The organism is Bacillus sp. JKS001846, assembly GCF_900176455.1.
Classification (GTDB): Bacteria; Bacillota; Bacilli; order Bacillales; family Bacillaceae_G; genus Bacillus_A; species Bacillus_A cereus.
The window spans coordinates 3,101,824-3,120,868 of record NZ_FWYG01000001.1 but is presented as its reverse complement, the minus strand read 5'-3'; the positions used below and the strand labels follow the sequence as shown (position 1 = coordinate 3,120,868).

The following is a 19,045-nucleotide window of genomic DNA, read 5'->3' as shown; positions in this document are numbered from 1 at the left end:
GACTATCTAATTTTTTCGGATAGTCTTTTTTCATTAAATATTCCCTTTAGCTTTTTCGTAACTCACAAACATTTCTAGTTGTTCTAATGCTTTTTTTCGTTGTTCTTCAGGTAGATCATTTATGATTTGAAGAATTTCTTGAGCTTCTTTTGTAAGTTGTAGATCTTGGTCTGCTGTTAAATCTGGCGAATCAGATAACCCAAGTAGATAATCAGTAGTAACATTTAAATGATTAGCTATTTTTTGAAGTGTACGTGTACCTGGTGATTTTTTTCCTTCAACGTAGTTATAAACAGAAACATGACTAACACCAATTGCATCAGCTAATTGTTGTTGAGTAATCCCTCTTTTTTCAATTAACAACTTTAACCTTTCATGACTAAACATAATTAAAACACCCCAAGTTTATTTTATCTATTTTATATGAAGTTATTTCTTCTTTACCACTGTTATAGTGTGACACACGGCACTTTGCTACACTGTCATTATATATTAACTATCAGTTAAGTGGAAAGGTAAAGTTTTTGAAAAAAGTTTTATAAAACACTTGAACTTAACTTAAGGTTAAGTTAATATGTAATTAACAACAAAAACGGAAGAGAGGAGTTGCATATGAAAACTCTAAAACAGCTACGTGTAGAACAGGGATATACATGTAAGGAAGTAGCTGAGGCCGTTGGTATTACGGAAGTGTACTATTGGTACATAGAAAACGGCAAACGCCGTCCTTATTATGACTTAATTGTAAAAATTGCTGATTTCTTAAAAGTGAAACTAGAAGCAATTAAAATTTTTTGCCCTTGACTTAACTTATAGTTAAGTTAAGGTTGGTTAAGTTAAATAGAAGGGAGCAAAACAAAATGGGGTTAGATCAAATCATTAAAGAGTCAATCCGTGAAGTTGTTCGTGAAGAAATCAGATCAGCATTAGCTGATTTACATCAACAATCACAACCAAACAAAGTAATGCGAGTAAAAGAAGCGGCAGCTTACCTTAACATCGCGGTTTGTAGAATGTATGAGTTGGCAAGTCATCCGAAGTTTCCGGTTATACGAGAAGGGCGCAAATTACTCTTCTTACAAAAAGATTTGGAAGCATGGCTAGAAGCCCAAAAGGAGGAACCAAACGTTGGTTGAAAGTACATTCAGCCTTTTGGTTACAGCGGTGGTTATCGTTTCATTCGTGGGTGGCGTAGCGCTATTCGATACATTTGAAAAGCTTATCAACGAGAACGAACAGCTAAAGCAAGAAAATGAACAGTTACGAAAGGAGAAAACAGTATGAGCATAACAGCACCAGTTTTACAAAAGGACATGCAAAAGAAACAGGTGTTAGATGAGTTCTTAAAATATTGTAATCAAATGCAAATCGAAGCATTAAAGCAACAGGATCCAATTGCACTTTGTACATGGATTAAGGAAGCAAGGTCAGCTAGACGAGAACTTGCAGCACTGTATCGAGCGAAAGAAAAGCACGATGTGGAACGTGAAAAGGATCGTAAAAACATCTTAGGAATTATCCGACGGTTAAGAAGTCAGGGCGTTGATGCAAGTGTGGTAGAAAGAGCACATTGCATTACTCTTTGCGAGGAGGTGATTTAAATGGAAATGAACAACAAAACCAAAGTAATTCCAGCACCTGCGGTAACAGAGACTGTTGTAGAAGTGAAAATTCTATTAAATAATAAGCAAATTTGTGAATCTAACGTTGTACTTCAACTTGACCAGAAATAGTAGCACTATATCGTTCATGCATATGTTTTCTTAAGTTATCTTCGTAAGCTTTTGTCGCTTCTTTTATAACCATTTCTAGACTGCTCTCTGGAGTTAAATCATTATACTGGCGCGATTGTTCATGGACGTATTTTAAAACACGGTCAACAATTTCATGATGAGATAGTTTGAAAATATCATCTAAATCAACGCGAATATTTATAGTATTTGGTTTCATACAAACACCTCCTTTCGTCTAACTAATTCGACAGAAAGGAGGAAAATCCTACATTAAAGGAGGTGAGCACGATGCTAGATAACCCGATGGCGATGCACAACGGCTACGGTAAAGCAGATCCGCAAGAACAGATGATAGACTATCCAGTTGAAGATGCATTAGGTAATGAAATTCTGCCAGGTGATGAGTTTTTAATCGCACCAGATGGCGAAGTGGTCCTAAAGGATAACATCATGGATTACATGATTACGCAGCTTGGATTTGAGAAGAAAACCGCAAGGGAATAAGAGGTGGTTATGACATGAAAGAAACCTGGAAGTCTGTAACAGGTTACGAGGGGCATTACGAAATTTCAAGCACAGGAAATGTAAAGTCAATCAAGTTCAAAAAAGAGAAGTACCGCAAGCAATTTTGTAGTCAAGGCTATAAAAAGGTGCAATTGCATCTTAATGGGAAAGCTCAAAAATTCTATGTTCACAGATTGGTTACAGAAGCTTTTATTGAAAATCCAGATGGAAAAAGCCACGTGAATCATAAGGACGGAAATAGAAGTAATAACACAATTTCCAATTTGGAATGGGTTACAAATTCAGAGAACATGAAGCATGCTTATAAGTATTTATTGCCGAAAGATTATGCGAAAGATCTAAAGTCAAAGACATCCAAACCTGTCGAGCAAATAGATCAACATACGCTTCAAGTACTTAGGAAATTTAAATCAACAAAGGCTGCAGCGAGATTTATCGGTATCAGCCCTGTTCACATAGCGAATGTATGTAAAGGAAAGAGAAGAACATCCAAAGGCTTTATTTGGAGATATGCATGAAAAAGACCACCTGTAGCAGCAGGAGGTCCCTTTAAAAAGATAAGTTAGGGCTAGTATATCACAGAAAGCGAGTGAATAGAACATGCAAGCAAAAGTATTGGTAAATACACTCAATATGGACCACGATCAGTGGTTGCAAGCACGTACACAAGGTATTGGCGGCTCAGATGTTTCTGCAATAGCAGGTTTAAATAAATGGAAATCAGCAGTGCAAGTATTCCTTGAAAAAACACAAGCGATTGAAAAGGAAGATATACAAAGTGAAGCTGCATACTTCGGCAACGTTTTAGAAGAAGTAGTGGCAAAAGAATTTGCAAAACGCACAGATTTAAAGGTTCAACGCAGAAATGCCATTCTTCAACACCCTGAATATCCGTGGATGTTAGCGAATGTGGATCGATTAATTGTTGGTGAAAAAGTTGGACTTGAATGCAAAACGTCGTCGGAATATTTAAAAAAAGAGTGGGAAGATGAGGAAGTTCCAGCTGCTTATCTCTTACAGTGTCAACATTATATGGCCGTAACTGGCTATGAAGCATGGTGGATTGCGGTACTCATCGGTGGCAACAAATTTGTTCATAAAAAAATCGAACGCGATGAGGAATTGATCCAGTACCTTATCGATATTGAAAAAGACTTCTGGCTCAACAACGTTAAGAAGAACGAGCCACCGATGTTTGACGGTTCGGATTCATCAACAGAATTACTTAAACATTTATATCCAGAATCCATTACAGATAGCTTTGTAAGTTTAGGTAAGCAAGAAGAACTTCTCATTGAAGCGCGTGATCAAGTGGACCGAGAAATTAAAGTCCTGCAAGAACAAAAGGTAGAGTACGAAAACAAAATCAAAGCAAAACTCGGTACCAATGAAGTTGGTGGAACTGAGAACTACAAGATTTATTGGAAGTCATATACAACTAATCGGTTTGATAGCAAGCGATTCAAAGCGGAACACCCAGATTTATTTGAGCAGTATGTTAAAGAATCTAAATCAAGAAAATTCACAGTTAAATAAGGGAGGAAATAAACAATGGCAACTAACAAAGATGTAAAAAATCAATTAGCAAATCGTAAGGTAAGCACACCAGTAACACCTGAACAAACAGTAGAAGCGTATATGAAGAAAATGGCTCCACGTTTTGCGGAAGTGTTACCGAAACACATGAGTATGGATCGGATGAGCCGAATTGCATTAACAACGATTCGTACAAATCCAAAGCTACTTGAATGCAAAGTACCATCGCTTATGGGAGCTGTTATGCAAGCCGTACAATTAGGGTTGGAGCCAGGATTGTTAGGGCATTGCTACATCTTACCATATAAGAGTGAAGCGACTTTCATTATCGGATATAAAGGCATGATTGATTTAGCAAGACGTTCTGGTCACATTCAAAGCATCTATGCACATGCAGTTTATGAAAATGATGAGTTTGAATACGAGTTAGGTTTACACCCTCAACTGAAGCACAAACCGTCATTTGGTGATCGTGGTGAGTTTATTGGAGCGTATGCAGTCGCACATTTCAAAGATGGTGGGCATCAAATGGAATTTATGCCAAAGAGTGAAATTGAAAAAAGAAGAGGGCGTTCAGCTTCAGCAAATTCGAACTATAGCCCGTGGAAAACAGATTATGAGGAAATGGCGAAGAAAACAGTGGTTCGTTACATGTTTAAATACTTGCCAATTAGCATTGAAGTTCAGTCACAAGCCCAGCATGACGAAGTGGTTCGAAAAGATATCACGGAAGAACCAGAATTCATAGAAGCAGATCCAATTGAAGTGGATCAATCAGCTGAAGGGAATGGACAGGCAGAATTCGTGATTGAAGGTGAGTAACAAATCAAAGGTGCTACTCTCTCGCAAATTGTGGGAGAGAGCACAATCAAAAGATGAATTAAAACAGTCGATTGCATGTTATATACAAACTGGTTATCCAGGTTATCGAATAGAGAAAGTCATTAAGGAAAATGAGTCTTACATCGCGATTTGCACAAGGGGGTCATAAGATGGGCATCTTTCGAGTTAAGAAGGATACAAATTACTCGGTGATACACAACACGCCTTTACGTGATGAAAATCTGAGTTGGCGAGCAAAAGGATTATTAGCATACATGCTTTCTTTACCTGATGATTGGACTTTTCATGCAACAGAGCTAAGTCAACATGCCAAAGATAGCGAAAAAATAACAACAAGTACTCTCAAAGAATTAAAGGCTGCAGGATATTTGAAACGTTATCCAGTTCAAGATTCAGAGACAGGAAAAATATCACATTGGGAAACTGCTGTTTATGAAGTACCGACCATAGATAAGGAAAACCATCCTATGGAAAAACCACCTAGTGGTAAAACCATTGACTGGAAAACCACACGTATGGAAAACCACTCAGTGGAAAAAGGCCAACTACTAAATACTAATGATTTACTAAGTACTGATATACCAAGTACTAAACTAACTAATGATGATGTAGATAAGCATCCTTTGATAGATGAAGAATTTCAAAAAAGTTATAACTACCTTTTACAGAACAACATTCCATTAAGTGAAACGGCAATGCAGGATTTGGGAGAGTTTAGTGATGTATTAGGTAGCCAAATCATTATGGAAGCTGTTGATAGGGCGGTTGATCAGAACGCGAAACGATGGAAATACATTAGCGGTATTTTATTCAACTGGCAAAAAAGCAACGTGAAAACATTGGCAGATGTAATCAAGCTTGATGAGGATTATAAAAATCAAAGAGGTGGTGTAGAGAATGCAACACGTAGGGGACGCGCTGGCAAAGGTTTTAGTACGGGCAGAAGCTATGAGGAAGAAATTGCAAGCAGAGAACGCAATAGACCCAACTACATCAAACGAGTATAGATGTTTAAAATGTCAGGATTCAGAAGTGATTTTTTACGAAGAAGTTAATCAATTCGGTATGAGAGTGTCTATGCAAAAAGATTGTGAATGCAAAGCGCAACGAGTATTAGAGCGTAGGTTAAAAAACGCAATGATTCCCGAAGAATTTACAAATGCCCGTTTTGATTCTTACAAGCGGGAAACAGAGCAACAAAAGCTTCTTTACAAAATGATGGTGGAGTATCTGCATTACTTTAAACAAATCAAAGGGACAAAACAAAATAGTTTAGGTTTTGTTGCAACATTTGGTGAGTTACGAATTAAGCAATTAGAGCTAGCAAAGCAAGCGCAAGCAAAGAGAGAACATAACAGTTTTGGACTTGGTAAAACGCATCTTCAAGTAGCTGCAGCGAAGTATCTTATGAATCAAGGATATAGCGTGCTGCTAATATCAGACGGAACTTTTATGGATGATCTCATTGCAGCCAAGATGATGAATGATGATAAAAAAGAATTTAATCGCCTGATGGATCATGCAAAAAAAGTAGAGGTTCTCATTTGGGATGATTTAGGGAAATCAAAATGGTCAGAAGCAAAAGAGAATCTCTACTATCAAATTATTGATTATCGGTATCGACATAATATGCCTATTTTATACAGTTCTAATGAAGATAATGAAACATTAGGAGAAAAAATTGGTTTTGCAGCAAATAGTCGATTACAAGGCATGAGCAAGCATTACATCGTCGAAATTGAAGGCGAAGATTATCGTGAAAAGGAGTGAAGAAAATGTGCATGACATGCAGTAACACTGGCGTAGTTCATAAAGAAATTTATCCTGGGATGATAACGATTGAGGGTTGTAATTGTGAGGTAGCAAAGCAGCAGGAAGCTTCATACCAAGAACAATGGGATGCTTGGATACAAAAATTTGAAGGATGGAAAAGGGGGTTACTGCATGAGCAACGTGTCGGTTGAGAAAAAGCGTGAGTTTATGCAATTTGTTTTAAACCATATCTTGCCCAGAAGACACGAGGGCTTTCCATTTATCTACACATTTCATAAACATTTAAGGTTTGTAACTAGAATCCACTTTGTTGAAAATGCAAAGAAGTATCCGTATGGAATTGAAATTTCTGCAGAGTTTTCAGAAGGTCAACTGTTCGCGTTTTATAAACCAAATTTAACTATTACAGATGGAATGTCAGCATATCATCATTTCAATGTGAATGATGCACCGATATATATTCAAATCAATTTTAAAGGTAAATACAAGGAACCTTTGTACATGGAAGTACTTGAAGATGATGAGTGCTCGCTTGAAACGCATATCGACGGAGAAGATCATGATGAAATTGAAAAGTTAATAAAATACCAACTCATTAATCATGCACTAGACACAAGAAATAAAGAACTGTTCCACCAGTTGATTGCAAATTAAGGGGGAGATGAAAGGATGGTGGTTCTTTACAAATTCAAACTCACTACCATTTTCGAACAATGGCCGAATGAAGAATATGTGGTAGCGGAAACTGAAGGAAAGGCAAGATTTCTGTACTGGAAAAAGTTCAGAACAAAGCTTCTAACGATGCCAATGGCTGAATTCATGAAGTTTGTAAAGTGTGAGAACGAAGGGGTTTTTGATATCAAGCGGATGTACAGCACAGAACAAGCGTTTAAGAAAATGCAAAACTTTAGAAACCTACATTTTGCTTACATGGGTATGCGAGTAAACGTAGCTGGCATGTGGGGTACGATCGTTGGGAACTGGAAAACTAATCTGTTTGTTTTGTTCGATGGAGAAATTGAAAAGCACAACTGCCATCCTTATTGGGAAATTGCTTACTACGATGATGAGGGCAATGTGGTTCGAAATTATCAGAAGGGAGAGTATGCGGTATAAGTAAAAAAGGACGAGCAGTCGTACCTGCCGTCCTTTATAGGAGAAAAATTATTCTGGATTAGAACTACGAATAACCAGAAAACGCGCTTTAAAACAGTGTTGTCAAAGATGTAATAATCTATGCAACAAAAAGCTTAGTCGGAATTCAAAACACCAAATGGCTTGCATTGGCAACAGGCTCAAAAGTAGTATATGTAAAATGAAAAATTCCATACAAAAAGCAGACAACATTTTCGGTTGTCTGCCAGTTAGTCGAATGAGTTAGCTAATTGTGATAAATTGCATTCCCATTGCGAGAAGAGTGAAGCTGCTAGTTCGAACAGCTTGTTGATATTATTTTCGATATTTTTAAAAATATACAGTAAGAATTAGAAAAGTGATGAACCAATCTGCCTCTTACTGTAAAAGAAGGAAGTACCAGCCGTGGATTAAGCGGCTTGAAAATAGTATGTATTGATTTTTGAAAAATATTCAAGGGGTGAAGAAACATGGAATGTGCACAAAATGCTGTATATGAAATCACTCAGTTAATTAGTGAAGCGAAAGAGAAAAGTTATGAGTAAATATAACAATAAAAAAGCTGAGCTAGACGGCCATGTATTCGATAGTAAGGCTGAATCGGATTATTATTCTGGTTTAAAGGTTCGCCAAGCTGCAGGTGAAATTAAAAGCTTCGAATTACAACCAAGGTTCACCTTGCAACCAGCGTTTACAAAGAACGGTAAAAGTTTTAAGGCAATTACATATATCGCAGACTTCATGGTTTATTTGCCAAATGGTGATGTAGAAGTCGTGGACATAAAGGGTATGGTGACGGAAACATTCGCGGTGAAAAAGAAGATGTTCGAATATAAATATCCACACTTACAACTCATTCTTTTAAAGCATGTTATCAAATATGGCGGATTCATCACACTAGATGAGTACAACAAATTAAAACGTGAAGAGAAAAAACTAAAAAAGGCTAAATAAAGGGAGCGGATCATATGTCATATATCGAATTCAAACCAACTTTAAAGAAAGTAAATCTTAAACCTGATGGGAAGAAAGAAATCGTTTTGGAAGTAACGGATTCATCATTGCGCGGTAAGTTGGATGTACTTTCCGAAATGATCGATACAAAAGTATTTATCTCGCTGGAATCCATGCAGGTTAATTTCAACGTTACTGTTAACGCAAAAACGAACGAACCAGTAACGCAGTATGAGGTTGATGACAAAGGGTTTGTGAAAGAAGTAAAGGCATCATTTGAACAGTTAGAAGCTGATTTCGATATTCCAGAAGAGAAAATTCCAACTCGTGAAGAGAAAGAGCAAGCGGATCGTGAAATTGTAGATGCGTTTATCATCAGCGGGCTCGCTCCAGGTTTAGATGATTTACCGCATGATTTTGCTTACATTGTAAAACGAAAACTCGAAGGAGAGTCATATCTAAAGTTAGCAAATGAGCTGAAAATTTCTAACGTGAAGCTGATTGAAATGATAGATGATTACCGCGCTCGTATCGCACCAATGGCAATTAAATGGCACGAATGGAAAGAGAAACATCCACATGTAGCAGAGCAGCCAAAAGCAGAAGAGAAACCGAAGGAAGAAACAGAGACAGAAGAAACGGTTGTCACGGAAGAAGAGCAAGTACAAGTGGAAAAATCGGAATCTTCTGATGGATTTGAAGTCTCTGATGAGGACAAGCCTTTTGATGAAACATTAGAAGACTAATAAATACAGGTTGGTAGTATGACAATTTCGTTGTACTATCTCCCTTTCAATCTCATATGGGGTGATGGATTGAACAAAAAGGAGAAACGGCAGGTCCGACTTAGGATTCTAAATTTACAAGATAATCACTGCAAAGCGTGTAAAACGGTTGCTAAATCGATTGGAAACAATTATGCGATAGCGCGTTGGTGTTCAGAGAACTGTGAAATCGGTAAAAATCTAAAAAGCTTAGGTGAGAACCTACTTGAGGGGAGAACGGAACATATGGCTGAACAAAAAAACTGGGATCAAATTTGTGCGACTGCTGAAAAATTACGTGCTGCTGATGAAAAGAAATGGACTTGGGGAAATATCGCGGCAGAATTTGGCGTGACCGAAGGGGATTTATATTATTACGTTGCAAAAAGACGTGAAACAAATGCAACGCCTGATAAGCGTGTAGGCGCACCTAAGAATCCTCAGTATACAAAACCATCAACACAACCTCAAAATGACGAGAAAACGAAATCTGAACTGCCAAAATTAAAACCTGTAGTTGCTGAGCATATCGAGAGAGTAGAAGAGTTAGATGCATTTTGGAAAGAGCGATTAAATGACGTTCTTGATGAAAAAGATACCCTTCGAAAAGAGCTAAGTGAAGTATCGAAACTGTACGGAGAATTAAATGATATAAAAGAAAAACTAGAGCAAGGTCTCATTGAAGAAACAAAAGCACGTTTTGAAGCGGAAGATGCATTTGAAAGCATGAAGCAACAATCGCAAGCTCGCGAGGAAGATTACAATTCATTACTAAACGAATTCAACGCAGTTACAGAAAAGAATCATGAATTAGAGCATGACCTTCGAAAAATACATATCAACATACGTGCTGCCGAAGAAACAGTTGCGAAAGAACGTGAACACCGTCTTGAGTTACAAGGTAGATCACAAGCGCTCGGTATAGCGCTCAAGGCAGTCTTATAGGTGGATGGTATGAAACTGACAAAGGAAGAACGAAAAGAGCTCACATACCAAATTGGTGACATTATTGAACAGAAATGCAGATGTTGTTATTACAACCGTACATCCAATGAAAGTTTTAGTGTGAATGAATGTAAAGCATGCCCGACTGGTGAAGAATTACGCCAGTTGGGTAGATACTTGGATACACAGCCGAAAAAGAACGGTGGACCGAGAAAGAGAGCGCCAATTGGATTAACCCCTGAAATTGTAAGAGGTTTGAATATACAAGGTATTCCAGATACGGAAATCAGCATTATGTATGAACGCAGTTTTACTTACGTTGGAAAGCTCAAGAAGAAGTGGGAACGTGAAGGGAAATGGAAAGGTCCAACTAATATGAGAGAAATAAAAAAAGGCTAGGATTTCTTCTAGCACTCAAGCATAAGCCGTATGGAAAGTAGAATGCTTTCCTTATTTAAAGGTGCAAGGAATATAACAAAATAGTTATTTGAATAGAAAATGGCAGGTAATTGACTAAGTTACCTGCCGTGTGCCTAAACAGTCTGGAGTGTAGCCATGGGAAGCTGACTCATAGATAGTATGTGTAATGTAAAAAAAGATTATTCGTAAAGGCGAATGAAAAAAGAGTACATATCAAATATGTACTCTTGAAAAAAGGAGAACTCTATGAGAGTGATAGTATATCATATGCTTGTCCAAATAAAAGGTGAGAAGTTTTTAACAAAATAGTTATTTGGGATAGATTAGTAGCTGAAATGCTAAATATCTAGCATTTCAGCGGGGTGTTTATCCATTTTTATTACGGGAGTTTTTCAACTTGCTATTAGAAGAAATAACTCCGCAAAATATAGCAATAAAAATTGCGACCCAGGTTCCCATGGACATGGAGATCCCTCCTAGTAATAAAATGAACTACTTCTATATTTTAACATTATTAAATGTTTTGTTGTTAATAAATTGAAATATTAAACAAATGAGATGTTATAAAACTAAACAAAATTTTTATTTTGGAGGGAAAAGAAATGGAAATCAAGGTAAATGAGCAAGCTCAACGTTTTTATCTAGCGTTTGATGAATGGTTACCTGCAGTTGGTCATGAAATTAAAGTGGGGAAATATCGTTTTTGTGCTATTCCATTAAGTGATTCTATCAATATTTCGGAAGTAACATCAGGTATCCATGCTATAAGCATTCCGATTGATTCGAGGATTTTGATGGCAACAAGTACTAAGGAAGATACAATGAGGGTTTTAGCAAAAGCTGGTGAAGGTTTAAGGCGAATCCTTGAGAGACAAAGCAATTTAGATGAATCACTTGCAAAAAAGAAAAAGATAGCATTTGAGCGCTTGGGAGAAATGCCACCAATTGAAGATGTTGATACGGATTGGATAACAGCTGAGATTAGTGATGTGACTCATTAAGTAATACAAAATCTTTATTTGAATAGAAAGAGATCCAAGAGTTATAAGGTGAAAAGTGTCATGTATTATCCATTGTAATTAAATATTCATAGTATAAAAGATGGAAGACAAAATATTGACAGGATGAGGTGAATATAGGATGTTTTTTGATTTTTTTTATAATAAAACGCAAATGCGCCCTTTAGGAGGATCAGGGCCTGCACAAAGTACTATTCAAGCGGTTCATCAGGCTATACAAGCACAACAACAAGCGCTGCAATCACAGCATACGCAACAAAGTTATACCCCAGCACAATCATATTATTCTTTACAACCTTATTACCCAGCACAATCATATTACTCTGCACAATCGTATTACCCAACACAATCGTATTACTCAATGTAGATTATACAGTATAGAATATTCTTTTTATTGATTTCGTATGAAACTATATATCTTATATAGTAATAAAAATAATAAAGTGGATTTAAATAAAAAGAGCGCTTTCAAAAGCGCTCCATGACCGAGATTTATATTGAAAAAGAATACCGCATTATACTTTATGTATGTTCGGGATTTATGTGCAGGTTGTAATAAAATTGTTATTTCAAAATAAATAAAAAAGAGCACGCATATAGGTGTGCTCCTAGACTAAAAGGTTTGAACGTATGAAATGGAGTGACCTACACAATAATATATGCCGGTCTGATTTAAAGTTGTAAAGTTTTTTGTAAAAAAAGAGCACTATTGAAAGTGCTCTTAGCAAATACATTTTATATCCTGTTTTGAGCTACGATTTTAATATTCTCTGGTGGAATGATATCTTGAACCTTTTCTTTTAAATCTACTTGGACCATTTCTTCAAGATGTTCAAGTGAAACTTCAAAGTTTATACATTCCGCAGTTGTGATGTTTAATAAAGAATAATTTTCATTCTTTTTAACAACAAGATATTGCGATTGATCTGTTATTACTATACACCCTTGTTGAAAGCCTAATTTACGATTATCTTCAAAAGTCATAAATGTTTCTCCTTTTATATGTATTGCAGATAGATAGTTTACTACATAAATGCATTAGTTCATATTGAGAAACCTTACATTAGTATTACAACCTTGTAAGGTTTCGCAATATTTTGTGGGCTAGTAATACAGAGAGTGTAAAAGGGTCAATTGAATATTTAACAAAATTCTTATTTTAAAAGAGAGGGGAAAACGATAATGAGATATTTTGAGTTTAATAAACATGATTATTACGCTTTGATGGCAGTTAAAGATGGTGGGGAAGAAAAAGCAATTGGGCTATATGTTGAAATTGTAGCTGGAGAAAGCATCGAGGAAGTAGAAGAAGAAGGTTTACCAGTAGAGATAACGCGTGAACAGGCACTATCAAAGTATTTAGATGTAATGGGTAAGGATGACATTGCAGAATGGATTAAAATGTTCGATCAATGCGAAAATCTTCCGTTGTTAATTGATGGAACATTAGTTTGAAAAAATCTTTATTTTATAGATTGGGGTGAACTTCCAATGATTCTTAAAGCGACATTAAAACTTGAATTAGATGATTTGCAGAAAAAATGGGTTTCATACGTAAGGGAGCAAGGTGGAGAAGAAGCCGTATTTCATTATCTGGAAGAAGAAGTACAAAAAAAATTGAATTGGCTGATTTTGTGGAGATGGAATACAAAGAAAAGGGTGATCAATAGTGTCAGAAATCGCATTTAAAGGAACGGTTTTAGAAGGTCGTAAGAGGAGATACACTGTGTTAAATGAAAAGGACTTAGAGAAATATGTAAATAAAGAAAAACGTGAGGAATTTCGTCAAATTTTAAACGAGGCGTTAGGCGAAATTGAGGATGGTCGATTATGTGACGATAAGAAGCCGTACAACAGTTATATCGTGATTAATACAGATGAACCATATATAAACGAAATAATTGAAGTAATGAAACGGCATGTTCACTTTGAATAAAATCTTTATCTGGAAGAGTTCAGCCCCTAACGGTGCGCGTCAAGAGGCTGTGATTAACGAACTCTCATGAGATTGTATGAAGAAATTATATTAAATTCCTTCATACATTATAACACGAAGTTGTTCGAAGTTTAAACTGTTTATATGGATTTTATAATGAAAGGAGTTTGTGAAAATGGGAAATAGACTACATCTTTTTGAAGATGGAGAAACGGTACGAATTAAAGAAACTGGTGAAGTAGTTACAGTTGATCATTGGTGGTTTTACAAGTCGAACCCAAGCGAAGGGTTACATTCATCTTGTGCACAATATAACATTGTTGAACACCCTGGAACTTGGTTTGCTGAATATGAATTAGAAAAGATTTCTTAATAAAATCGTTAATTTAATTAAAAAAAGAGCCCCGCGATAATGGCTGCAGGGCTTCATAAGGTCGAGTTATGTCGTACTCACAAGGGATTTTAACATGAATGTTGTGGTAAACATACTGGTAAATGTATCTAATTTATTTAGAGTAGTTATTTTAAACAAAAACGCTATTTGATTAGTAAACAAAATAAAAAGAACCTGTTGTGTGAGGGTAGGCTCTTTTTAGACAAAGCCAATAGTAAAATTACGTTGAGGTTATTTATATAATACAAAATTAAACTCGTTAATTCTATATGTTAAATGTTGAAAAAGAATTTTATGTACTAAAAAAGAGCACTGTATACGAGTGCTCTTTATAAGAGGGCCCTATTAGCGAAGAAATACTACGTCAATAATATGTATATGCTCGGCTAATCCAATGGTGACAAGTTAATTAAAACTTCATTTTAAACAACAAAGCAGCCAGCTAAATTAGCTAACCACTTATTGTACAAAAGAAAATTAGGCCCTGCAAGTTAGGATGTGTAACCTAGAGGAGTGAACAACCTATAGAGTTTAGTGAGCTTTAATGAATAAATTTTGAAATTTTTTAACGGTTTATGAATAAATAGGATCTCAAATTAAATATATGTGCTAATTAATAAAAGATGTATGTACATAGAAAAGCAGCTAGCAAAAGCTAACTGCTTTGTCGTCCAACAAGAACATCACCACAATGTTTTGTAACTTAGAAGTTACGGTTATAGTATGAACAAAATTGAAAATGTTATGCGGGGAAAGCCTAATGGAAATTTTATTTTGTAGAACAAAGAAATTAGAAAAGAGCACCATGCACAAGTGCTCTTTAAGAAAAGGAGGTAACTCAGTGAACGAAACGTCTGGATTAGAATTATATGTTGTAAAAAAGAAAAAAGAACAATGTTTTATTATCATCTCAATACAAAAGAGCAGCTAGCGAAACTAAATGCTCAAGTAGCAAGTAAATACAATCTGGGTAAGAAGCAAATTGTATTGTGAATTAGTATTACTAGAATCTTGAATTTTATTTAGTACTAATAAAATCCGTAGTTTATCTTAAATAAAAAAGAGCACATATAAGCGTGCTCTCAAATAAGAAAGGTAGAATGCTATGAATGGAATTTTTCCATAAAACAACATATACTTGTCAGGTTTAAATGTGACAAGTTTTTAATGTATATGCTATTTTAATTTCAAATAAAAGAGCAGTTAGCAAAAGCTAACTGCCCCGTTTGGCACAACAAAGCAGCTAGCTCAATAAACTAACTACTTGTTGTACAAAGGAAATTAGGCCCTACAAGTGATGATGTGTAACCTTAAGTTACGGTTGTAGTGTAAACAAGATTGGAAAAGTTATACGGAAGTGAACTTAATAAATACTTCATTTTGTAGAAATTCTCCGTACTCAAAAGAGCACTATATAGTAATGCTCTTCAAATTAAAGACTTTTATTAATAACTTTAGTACGGCATAGGAAGCTGAGTCCCTGGCGGTCGCCACCAAGACTCAACGGTTTTCCAAGCGGCATTATAATTGTAACCTCTTCCCATCAAGTATCCTATGGCAACAGCTTCTGTTAATGCATGTCGATAGCCAAGATGCTGGGCTTCTCGTAACCCATGACTAACAGCTGGATTTATTATAGTAAGAGTTTGTTGTTGAAGGCTATGTGATTGTGGATATAAGGCTTGCTGAGGCTCTCGATAATAATCAATAGGGGTATAAGATTGTTGATTGTTGATGTCCATATTAACACTCCTCACTTTCGATTAATATAATTATCAATTATGGATTTTAGATACTTAATAATTTATGCGGGTATGGGTTGTTTGAGGAATGGGCAATAAACATGTGTTTTTAATTTTCAAAAATAAATTTATTAGAAGGTAAGTTATAGGATATAGCTATATTAAAATGAATTGGCTAAAAGAAGAAGACAAGAGGCGACATAATTGATATAACACTTGGTGAGGATTGGTATAAATCTTTCATTTTGTCATAAATAAAAAGGCGGTTGTTTCCGTAACCACCTTTTTATAAAACAGAGCAACTTTTTCAGAAATAAAATATGAATGATTCTTGAAAAGGTTATAGGATATAATCCCATTTTTATAATTCAAGTGACGAGCTTAATTTATAAGAAAGGAATGACTATATTATATGAAAACTTTTCTAATGAGGTTACAAATAAAAGAACAGCTAGCAAAAACTAACTGCTCACCCAAGAAAAACAGAGGAAAGATAACCATGTGTCTATAGTATTTACGGAATATTGAGTTTTATTCAGGGGGGTAGAGGGAAAGGGGAGAATTACCAGATAAAGTGATTGTTCTTGATCAAATTCGATTGATTGTTGTGGTGGTAAATTTGGGACACTCCCCATTTTAAAGCCTCCATTACTTAAGTATAGAATTTAAATTGTTTAAAAGTATTATATATACTAAATAGATAATTTTGAACCTATTTGGATAAAGAGAGGTTTTATGAAATTTAAATAAAATCCTTATTTAAATAAAAAGAGCGCTTTTCAGGGCGCTCTCTGACCAAAACTAATAGTGAAAAAGAACACCCAAGATATTGTATGTATGCTTTTTAGGGATGTGAGGATTTAATACAAAATCGTTATTTGAATAGGGGAAATAATAATGAAAACGGTGATTGGAACTGATTTTTAACATTTTATACAATTTAGCATCTAATAAAAATTAGAGGGAAGGAGGTGTTGATGTGGACCGATTTAGAAGAATATCTAATACTCAAAGGTTTATAGATCCTGCTACTATAGGACCGACATTCCCTCCACTGCCACCCATTACTATTCCAACAGGCCCAACGGGAATAACAGGCCCAACGGGAATAACAGGTCCAACGGGAATAACAGGCCCAACGGGAATAACAGGCCCAACGGGAATAACAGGCCCAACGGGAATAACAGGCCCAACTGGAGTAACAGGCCCAACGGGAATAACAGGCCCAACGGGAATAACAGGTCCAACGGGAATAACAGGCCCAACGGGAATGACAGGCCCAACTGGAGTAACAGGTCCAACCGGAATGACAGGCCCAACGGGAATAACAGGCCCAACGGGAATAACAGGCCCAACGGGAATAACAGGCCCAACTGGAGTAACAGGCCCAACGGGAATAACAGGTCCAACGGGAATAACAGGCCCAACGGGAATAACAGGCCCAACGGGAATAACAGGTCCAACGGGAATAACAGGTCCAACGGGAATAACAGGCCCAACTGGAGTAACAGGCCCAACGGGAATAACAGGTCCAACCGGAATGACAGGCCCAACGGGAATAACAGGCCCAATTGGAGCAATACAAACGACAAATGTATTGTATTTTACTTTTTCAGACGGGCAAAAACTCGTATATACAAATGCTGATGGCTTACCACAATATGGAACAACACAGATATTGTCACCAAGTGATGTTTCCTATATTAATTTATTTATAAATGGAATTCTTCAGCCACTATCTTCATATCAGGTTGTAACAGGGCAGCTAACTTTGTTAGCTCCTGAAGCTCCAGTACAGGGGGCTTCAATTATTCTGCAATTCATTACTATTAGTTAAAAAAAGGACAGATTTCCTAATAAAGAAATCTGTCCCAAAACAAAAAAGTGTTGATTAAGTTACGATAAACTCAACAGTGATTGGAATTCCAGGATCTAATGTGTCCCCGCCTGGGATTGTGATAGCACCAGTTGGACCAGTAGTAACACTAGAATTCGAACCCGGCTGCAATACGCCGTTTACATAGAGATTATAATACGTAAAAATAGGGAATGCTGTAGCAGCTACACCAGCATCATTTAGACAAGCTGTAGCAGCAACCGCAAACGCAGCACCTGTCCCTGTTCCTGCGCCTAGTGTGGATGTAAATCTTCTAGAAGCTATAAATGGAGGTACGATAGCCATTTGGTATTCACCTCCTTCTCAATTTTATTAGGACTAGATTAGGAGAAAACTTGTCCTATATTGTATTCTATGACGTACTTAAATACTAGAAACGGCTTATGTATTAGGATTTAAGTACAATTATTAAATTAGATACATTGATATTGAATAAAAACGCTATTTGGCACAAAAAGGCAGCTAGCTAAAGTAGCTAACTGCCTGCTGTAAATACTATTCCACATGGATACGCAAATTGTAACCACAAGTTACGTTTATAGTATAAACAGATTTGAAAATGTTATGCAGGAAAGTAAACTAAATAAAAACTTTCTTTTGCACAACAAAGTAGCTAGCTTAATGAGCTAACTACCTGTTGTACAAAAGAAACTAGGCCCTACAAGTAAATGATATGTAACTTTAAGTTACAGCTATAGTATAAGCAGAATTAAAAGTATTATGTGGAAATAATAATGATCTTAATAAAACTTTCATTTTAATATAAAGCAGAATTATTAAATGGCTTAGGCAGACAATTTATTAAATAAACTGTCCGCCAAGTGAATGAAAGATTATTTGAGCTATAAAGCCCAAGTTTAGTATAGATAGAATCATGAAAGTTTAATCATAAAACAGATAAATTATGTTATAGAAAACCTTCAATTAAAAAAAGAGCAGTTAGCTTTTGCTAACCGCTCGGCTCTCGACCAAGAAAGCTAGAGTGGGAGAAATCGACTTTTTAAAGTCTTGTCTATAGTGTTAGACAATGTTTAGAATTATATTCACTTAAAACGTAAAAAGAGCAGCTAGCAAAAGCTAACTGCTCGGCTCCTATCTTAAAAAGAGATGTTAGGTGTAAGGTTGATTCGTGATGAATGGAGCCTGTATCTATTATTAACGAAACAATGAGTTTTATTCAGGGGAGGAAGAGAAATGAGACCACGTAGATTTGAGTATTTGATTTCTTATAAGTATTACCATAATAACGGTAATACGGATTGTACGTATTTATTCAATAGTCGTTCGAAACTCAATAGTAGAAAAGACGTCCTAGATTTAATGGATCTATTAAAAGAAAAATGCAATGCTCATACGGTCATAATCAATAACAGTCAATTACTAAGAGAAAAGAGAGCATTATAAAAACTCAACAAAATAATCCCTTGAAT

Annotated in this window: 31 protein-coding genes and 1 pseudogene; 27 read left to right on the top strand and 5 right to left on the bottom strand. The window is 36.0% G+C overall.

The annotated features are described in order from the left end of the window. Nucleotides 1–33: 33 nt before the first annotated feature. The gene (locus B9A45_RS16885) at nucleotides 34–387 is read right to left on the bottom strand and encodes a helix-turn-helix domain-containing protein (RefSeq protein WP_084064305.1); all 354 of its coding nucleotides are present in this window, start codon (nucleotides 385–387) and stop codon (nucleotides 34–36) included. Between the two features lie 225 nt (nucleotides 388–612). Here B9A45_RS16885 and B9A45_RS16880 point away from each other — a divergent pair, with 225 nt between their 5' ends. Genes B9A45_RS16880 through B9A45_RS32770 form a run of 5 tightly spaced genes read left to right on the top strand, consistent with a single transcriptional unit; the run spans nucleotide 613 to nucleotide 1,733 of the window. After that, nucleotides 613–804, top strand: coding sequence for a helix-turn-helix domain-containing protein (locus tag B9A45_RS16880; RefSeq protein WP_000854267.1), 192 nt, complete (start codon nucleotides 613–615; stop codon nucleotides 802–804). 56 nt (nucleotides 805–860) lie between these two features. Next, nucleotides 861–1,136 (top strand): helix-turn-helix domain-containing protein, encoded by a 276-nt coding sequence (locus B9A45_RS16875; RefSeq protein WP_000522035.1) that lies wholly within the window; start codon nucleotides 861–863, stop codon nucleotides 1,134–1,136. Next, nucleotides 1,129–1,284 carry a hypothetical protein gene (locus B9A45_RS32220; protein WP_179135403.1) on the top strand — a complete coding sequence of 52 codons (156 nt, stop codon included), beginning with the start codon at nucleotides 1,129–1,131 and terminating at the stop codon, nucleotides 1,282–1,284. Before B9A45_RS16875 ends, B9A45_RS32220 begins: the two co-directional genes overlap by 8 nt. Further along, on the top strand, nucleotides 1,281–1,601 hold the full coding sequence (locus B9A45_RS16870) for a hypothetical protein (RefSeq protein ID WP_084064304.1): 321 nt from the start codon (nucleotides 1,281–1,283) through the stop codon (nucleotides 1,599–1,601). The genes B9A45_RS32220 and B9A45_RS16870 overlap by 4 nt, the downstream gene beginning before the upstream one ends. After that, the gene (locus B9A45_RS32770) at nucleotides 1,602–1,733 is read left to right on the top strand and encodes a hypothetical protein (RefSeq protein WP_000425727.1); all 132 of its coding nucleotides are present in this window, start codon (nucleotides 1,602–1,604) and stop codon (nucleotides 1,731–1,733) included. Here B9A45_RS32770 and B9A45_RS16865 read toward each other — a convergent pair. Next, nucleotides 1,702–1,950, bottom strand: a complete 249-nt coding sequence (locus tag B9A45_RS16865; protein ID WP_000804095.1) for a hypothetical protein — start codon at nucleotides 1,948–1,950, stop codon at nucleotides 1,702–1,704. The genes B9A45_RS32770 and B9A45_RS16865 overlap by 32 nt on opposite strands. Before the next feature lie 71 nt (nucleotides 1,951–2,021). Here B9A45_RS16865 and B9A45_RS16860 point away from each other — a divergent pair, with 71 nt between their 5' ends. The 16 genes and pseudogenes from B9A45_RS16860 to B9A45_RS16790 all read left to right on the top strand — a co-directional run bounded on the left by B9A45_RS16860 (nucleotide 2,022) and on the right by B9A45_RS16790 (nucleotide 12,013). Further along, on the top strand, nucleotides 2,022–2,237 hold the full coding sequence (locus tag B9A45_RS16860) for a YqaI family protein (protein WP_000886553.1): 216 nt from the start codon (nucleotides 2,022–2,024) through the stop codon (nucleotides 2,235–2,237). A gap of 14 nt (nucleotides 2,238–2,251) precedes the next feature. After that, entirely contained in the window at nucleotides 2,252–2,776 is a 525-nt protein-coding gene (locus B9A45_RS16855) for an HNH endonuclease (protein WP_084064303.1), read from the top strand. A gap of 82 nt (nucleotides 2,777–2,858) precedes the next feature. Further along, entirely contained in the window at nucleotides 2,859–3,794 is a 936-nt protein-coding gene (locus B9A45_RS16850; protein ID WP_084064302.1) for a YqaJ viral recombinase family nuclease, read from the top strand. A gap of 15 nt (nucleotides 3,795–3,809) precedes the next feature. Continuing rightward, nucleotides 3,810–4,616 (top strand): recombination protein RecT, encoded by an 807-nt coding sequence (gene recT / locus B9A45_RS16845; protein ID WP_084064301.1) that lies wholly within the window; start codon nucleotides 3,810–3,812, stop codon nucleotides 4,614–4,616. A 170-nt stretch (nucleotides 4,617–4,786) separates the two neighbouring features. Then, a complete protein-coding gene (locus tag B9A45_RS16840) occupies nucleotides 4,787–5,644 on the top strand; it encodes a DnaD domain-containing protein (protein WP_084064300.1) in 858 nt (285 codons plus the stop codon). Continuing rightward, entirely contained in the window at nucleotides 5,598–6,407 is an 810-nt protein-coding gene (locus tag B9A45_RS16835; RefSeq protein WP_255289036.1) for an ATP-binding protein, read from the top strand. Before B9A45_RS16840 ends, B9A45_RS16835 begins: the two co-directional genes overlap by 47 nt. Nucleotides 6,408–6,412: 5 nt before the next feature. Then, nucleotides 6,413–6,601, top strand: a complete 189-nt coding sequence (locus B9A45_RS16830) for a hypothetical protein (RefSeq protein ID WP_084064299.1) — start codon at nucleotides 6,413–6,415, stop codon at nucleotides 6,599–6,601. Next, nucleotides 6,582–7,064 carry a YpiB family protein gene (locus tag B9A45_RS16825; protein WP_084064298.1) on the top strand — a complete coding sequence of 161 codons (483 nt, stop codon included), beginning with the start codon at nucleotides 6,582–6,584 and terminating at the stop codon, nucleotides 7,062–7,064. The genes B9A45_RS16830 and B9A45_RS16825 overlap by 20 nt, the downstream gene beginning before the upstream one ends. A gap of 15 nt (nucleotides 7,065–7,079) precedes the next feature. Next, nucleotides 7,080–7,526 carry an MFS transporter gene (locus B9A45_RS16820; RefSeq protein WP_255289033.1) on the top strand — a complete coding sequence of 149 codons (447 nt, stop codon included), beginning with the start codon at nucleotides 7,080–7,082 and terminating at the stop codon, nucleotides 7,524–7,526. A gap of 555 nt (nucleotides 7,527–8,081) precedes the next feature. Beyond that, the gene (locus B9A45_RS16815) at nucleotides 8,082–8,498 is read left to right on the top strand and encodes a DUF1064 domain-containing protein (protein ID WP_000049835.1); all 417 of its coding nucleotides are present in this window, start codon (nucleotides 8,082–8,084) and stop codon (nucleotides 8,496–8,498) included. A 14-nt stretch (nucleotides 8,499–8,512) separates the two neighbouring features. Beyond that, nucleotides 8,513–9,244 carry a 2-methylcitrate dehydratase gene (locus B9A45_RS16810; protein ID WP_084064297.1) on the top strand — a complete coding sequence of 244 codons (732 nt, stop codon included), beginning with the start codon at nucleotides 8,513–8,515 and terminating at the stop codon, nucleotides 9,242–9,244. An 18-nt stretch (nucleotides 9,245–9,262) separates the two neighbouring features. After that, nucleotides 9,263–9,475: pseudogene (locus B9A45_RS32765) on the top strand (zinc-finger domain-containing protein); the annotation flags it as partial. Nucleotides 9,476–9,508: 33 nt separating this feature from the next. Continuing rightward, entirely contained in the window at nucleotides 9,509–10,207 is a 699-nt protein-coding gene (locus B9A45_RS16805; RefSeq protein WP_256891724.1) for a hypothetical protein, read from the top strand. Between the two features lie 9 nt (nucleotides 10,208–10,216). Beyond that, on the top strand, nucleotides 10,217–10,606 hold the full coding sequence (locus tag B9A45_RS16800) for a hypothetical protein (RefSeq protein ID WP_084064295.1): 390 nt from the start codon (nucleotides 10,217–10,219) through the stop codon (nucleotides 10,604–10,606). A gap of 623 nt (nucleotides 10,607–11,229) precedes the next feature. After that, entirely contained in the window at nucleotides 11,230–11,628 is a 399-nt protein-coding gene (locus B9A45_RS16795; protein WP_084064294.1) for a hypothetical protein, read from the top strand. 139 nt (nucleotides 11,629–11,767) lie between these two features. After that, on the top strand, nucleotides 11,768–12,013 hold the full coding sequence (locus tag B9A45_RS16790; RefSeq protein WP_084064293.1) for a DUF3947 family protein: 246 nt from the start codon (nucleotides 11,768–11,770) through the stop codon (nucleotides 12,011–12,013). Nucleotides 12,014–12,381: 368 nt separating this feature from the next. Here the strand turns inward: B9A45_RS16790 and B9A45_RS16785 are convergent, their stop codons facing one another. Then, nucleotides 12,382–12,630 (bottom strand): hypothetical protein, encoded by a 249-nt coding sequence (locus B9A45_RS16785; protein ID WP_084064292.1) that lies wholly within the window; start codon nucleotides 12,628–12,630, stop codon nucleotides 12,382–12,384. Nucleotides 12,631–12,828: 198 nt separating this feature from the next. Here B9A45_RS16785 and B9A45_RS16780 point away from each other — a divergent pair, with 198 nt between their 5' ends. From B9A45_RS16780 to B9A45_RS16770, 4 genes are all read left to right on the top strand, one after another. Beyond that, nucleotides 12,829–13,101 (top strand): hypothetical protein, encoded by a 273-nt coding sequence (locus tag B9A45_RS16780; RefSeq protein WP_084064291.1) that lies wholly within the window; start codon nucleotides 12,829–12,831, stop codon nucleotides 13,099–13,101. 36 nt (nucleotides 13,102–13,137) lie between these two features. Beyond that, nucleotides 13,138–13,335 carry a hypothetical protein gene (locus B9A45_RS32215; RefSeq protein ID WP_179135399.1) on the top strand — a complete coding sequence of 66 codons (198 nt, stop codon included), beginning with the start codon at nucleotides 13,138–13,140 and terminating at the stop codon, nucleotides 13,333–13,335. Next, nucleotides 13,316–13,582 (top strand): hypothetical protein, encoded by a 267-nt coding sequence (locus tag B9A45_RS16775; protein ID WP_084064290.1) that lies wholly within the window; start codon nucleotides 13,316–13,318, stop codon nucleotides 13,580–13,582. Before B9A45_RS32215 ends, B9A45_RS16775 begins: the two co-directional genes overlap by 20 nt. 175 nt (nucleotides 13,583–13,757) lie before the next feature. Then, nucleotides 13,758–13,955: a hypothetical protein gene (locus B9A45_RS16770; RefSeq protein WP_084064289.1), complete on the top strand. Its 198-nt coding sequence runs from the start codon at nucleotides 13,758–13,760 to the stop codon at nucleotides 13,953–13,955. 1,475 nt (nucleotides 13,956–15,430) lie between these two features. On the opposite strand, the gene B9A45_RS16765 is transcribed toward B9A45_RS16770, so the two are convergent. Then, the gene (locus B9A45_RS16765) at nucleotides 15,431–15,718 is read right to left on the bottom strand and encodes a hypothetical protein (RefSeq protein ID WP_084064288.1); all 288 of its coding nucleotides are present in this window, start codon (nucleotides 15,716–15,718) and stop codon (nucleotides 15,431–15,433) included. A gap of 979 nt (nucleotides 15,719–16,697) precedes the next feature. Between B9A45_RS16765 and B9A45_RS16760 the strand changes: the two genes are divergently transcribed. Continuing rightward, nucleotides 16,698–17,555: a DUF4183 domain-containing protein gene (locus tag B9A45_RS16760; RefSeq protein ID WP_179135402.1), complete on the top strand. Its 858-nt coding sequence runs from the start codon at nucleotides 16,698–16,700 to the stop codon at nucleotides 17,553–17,555. A 54-nt stretch (nucleotides 17,556–17,609) separates the two neighbouring features. Here B9A45_RS16760 and B9A45_RS16755 read toward each other — a convergent pair whose 3' ends face one another. Continuing rightward, the gene (locus tag B9A45_RS16755; RefSeq protein ID WP_084064287.1) at nucleotides 17,610–17,900 is read right to left on the bottom strand and encodes a DUF4183 domain-containing protein; all 291 of its coding nucleotides are present in this window, start codon (nucleotides 17,898–17,900) and stop codon (nucleotides 17,610–17,612) included. A 909-nt stretch (nucleotides 17,901–18,809) separates the two neighbouring features. Between B9A45_RS16755 and B9A45_RS16750 the strand changes: the two genes are divergently transcribed. Beyond that, a complete protein-coding gene (locus B9A45_RS16750; protein WP_001247800.1) occupies nucleotides 18,810–19,019 on the top strand; it encodes a hypothetical protein in 210 nt (69 codons plus the stop codon). The last annotated feature ends 26 nt before the right edge of the window (nucleotides 19,020–19,045 follow it).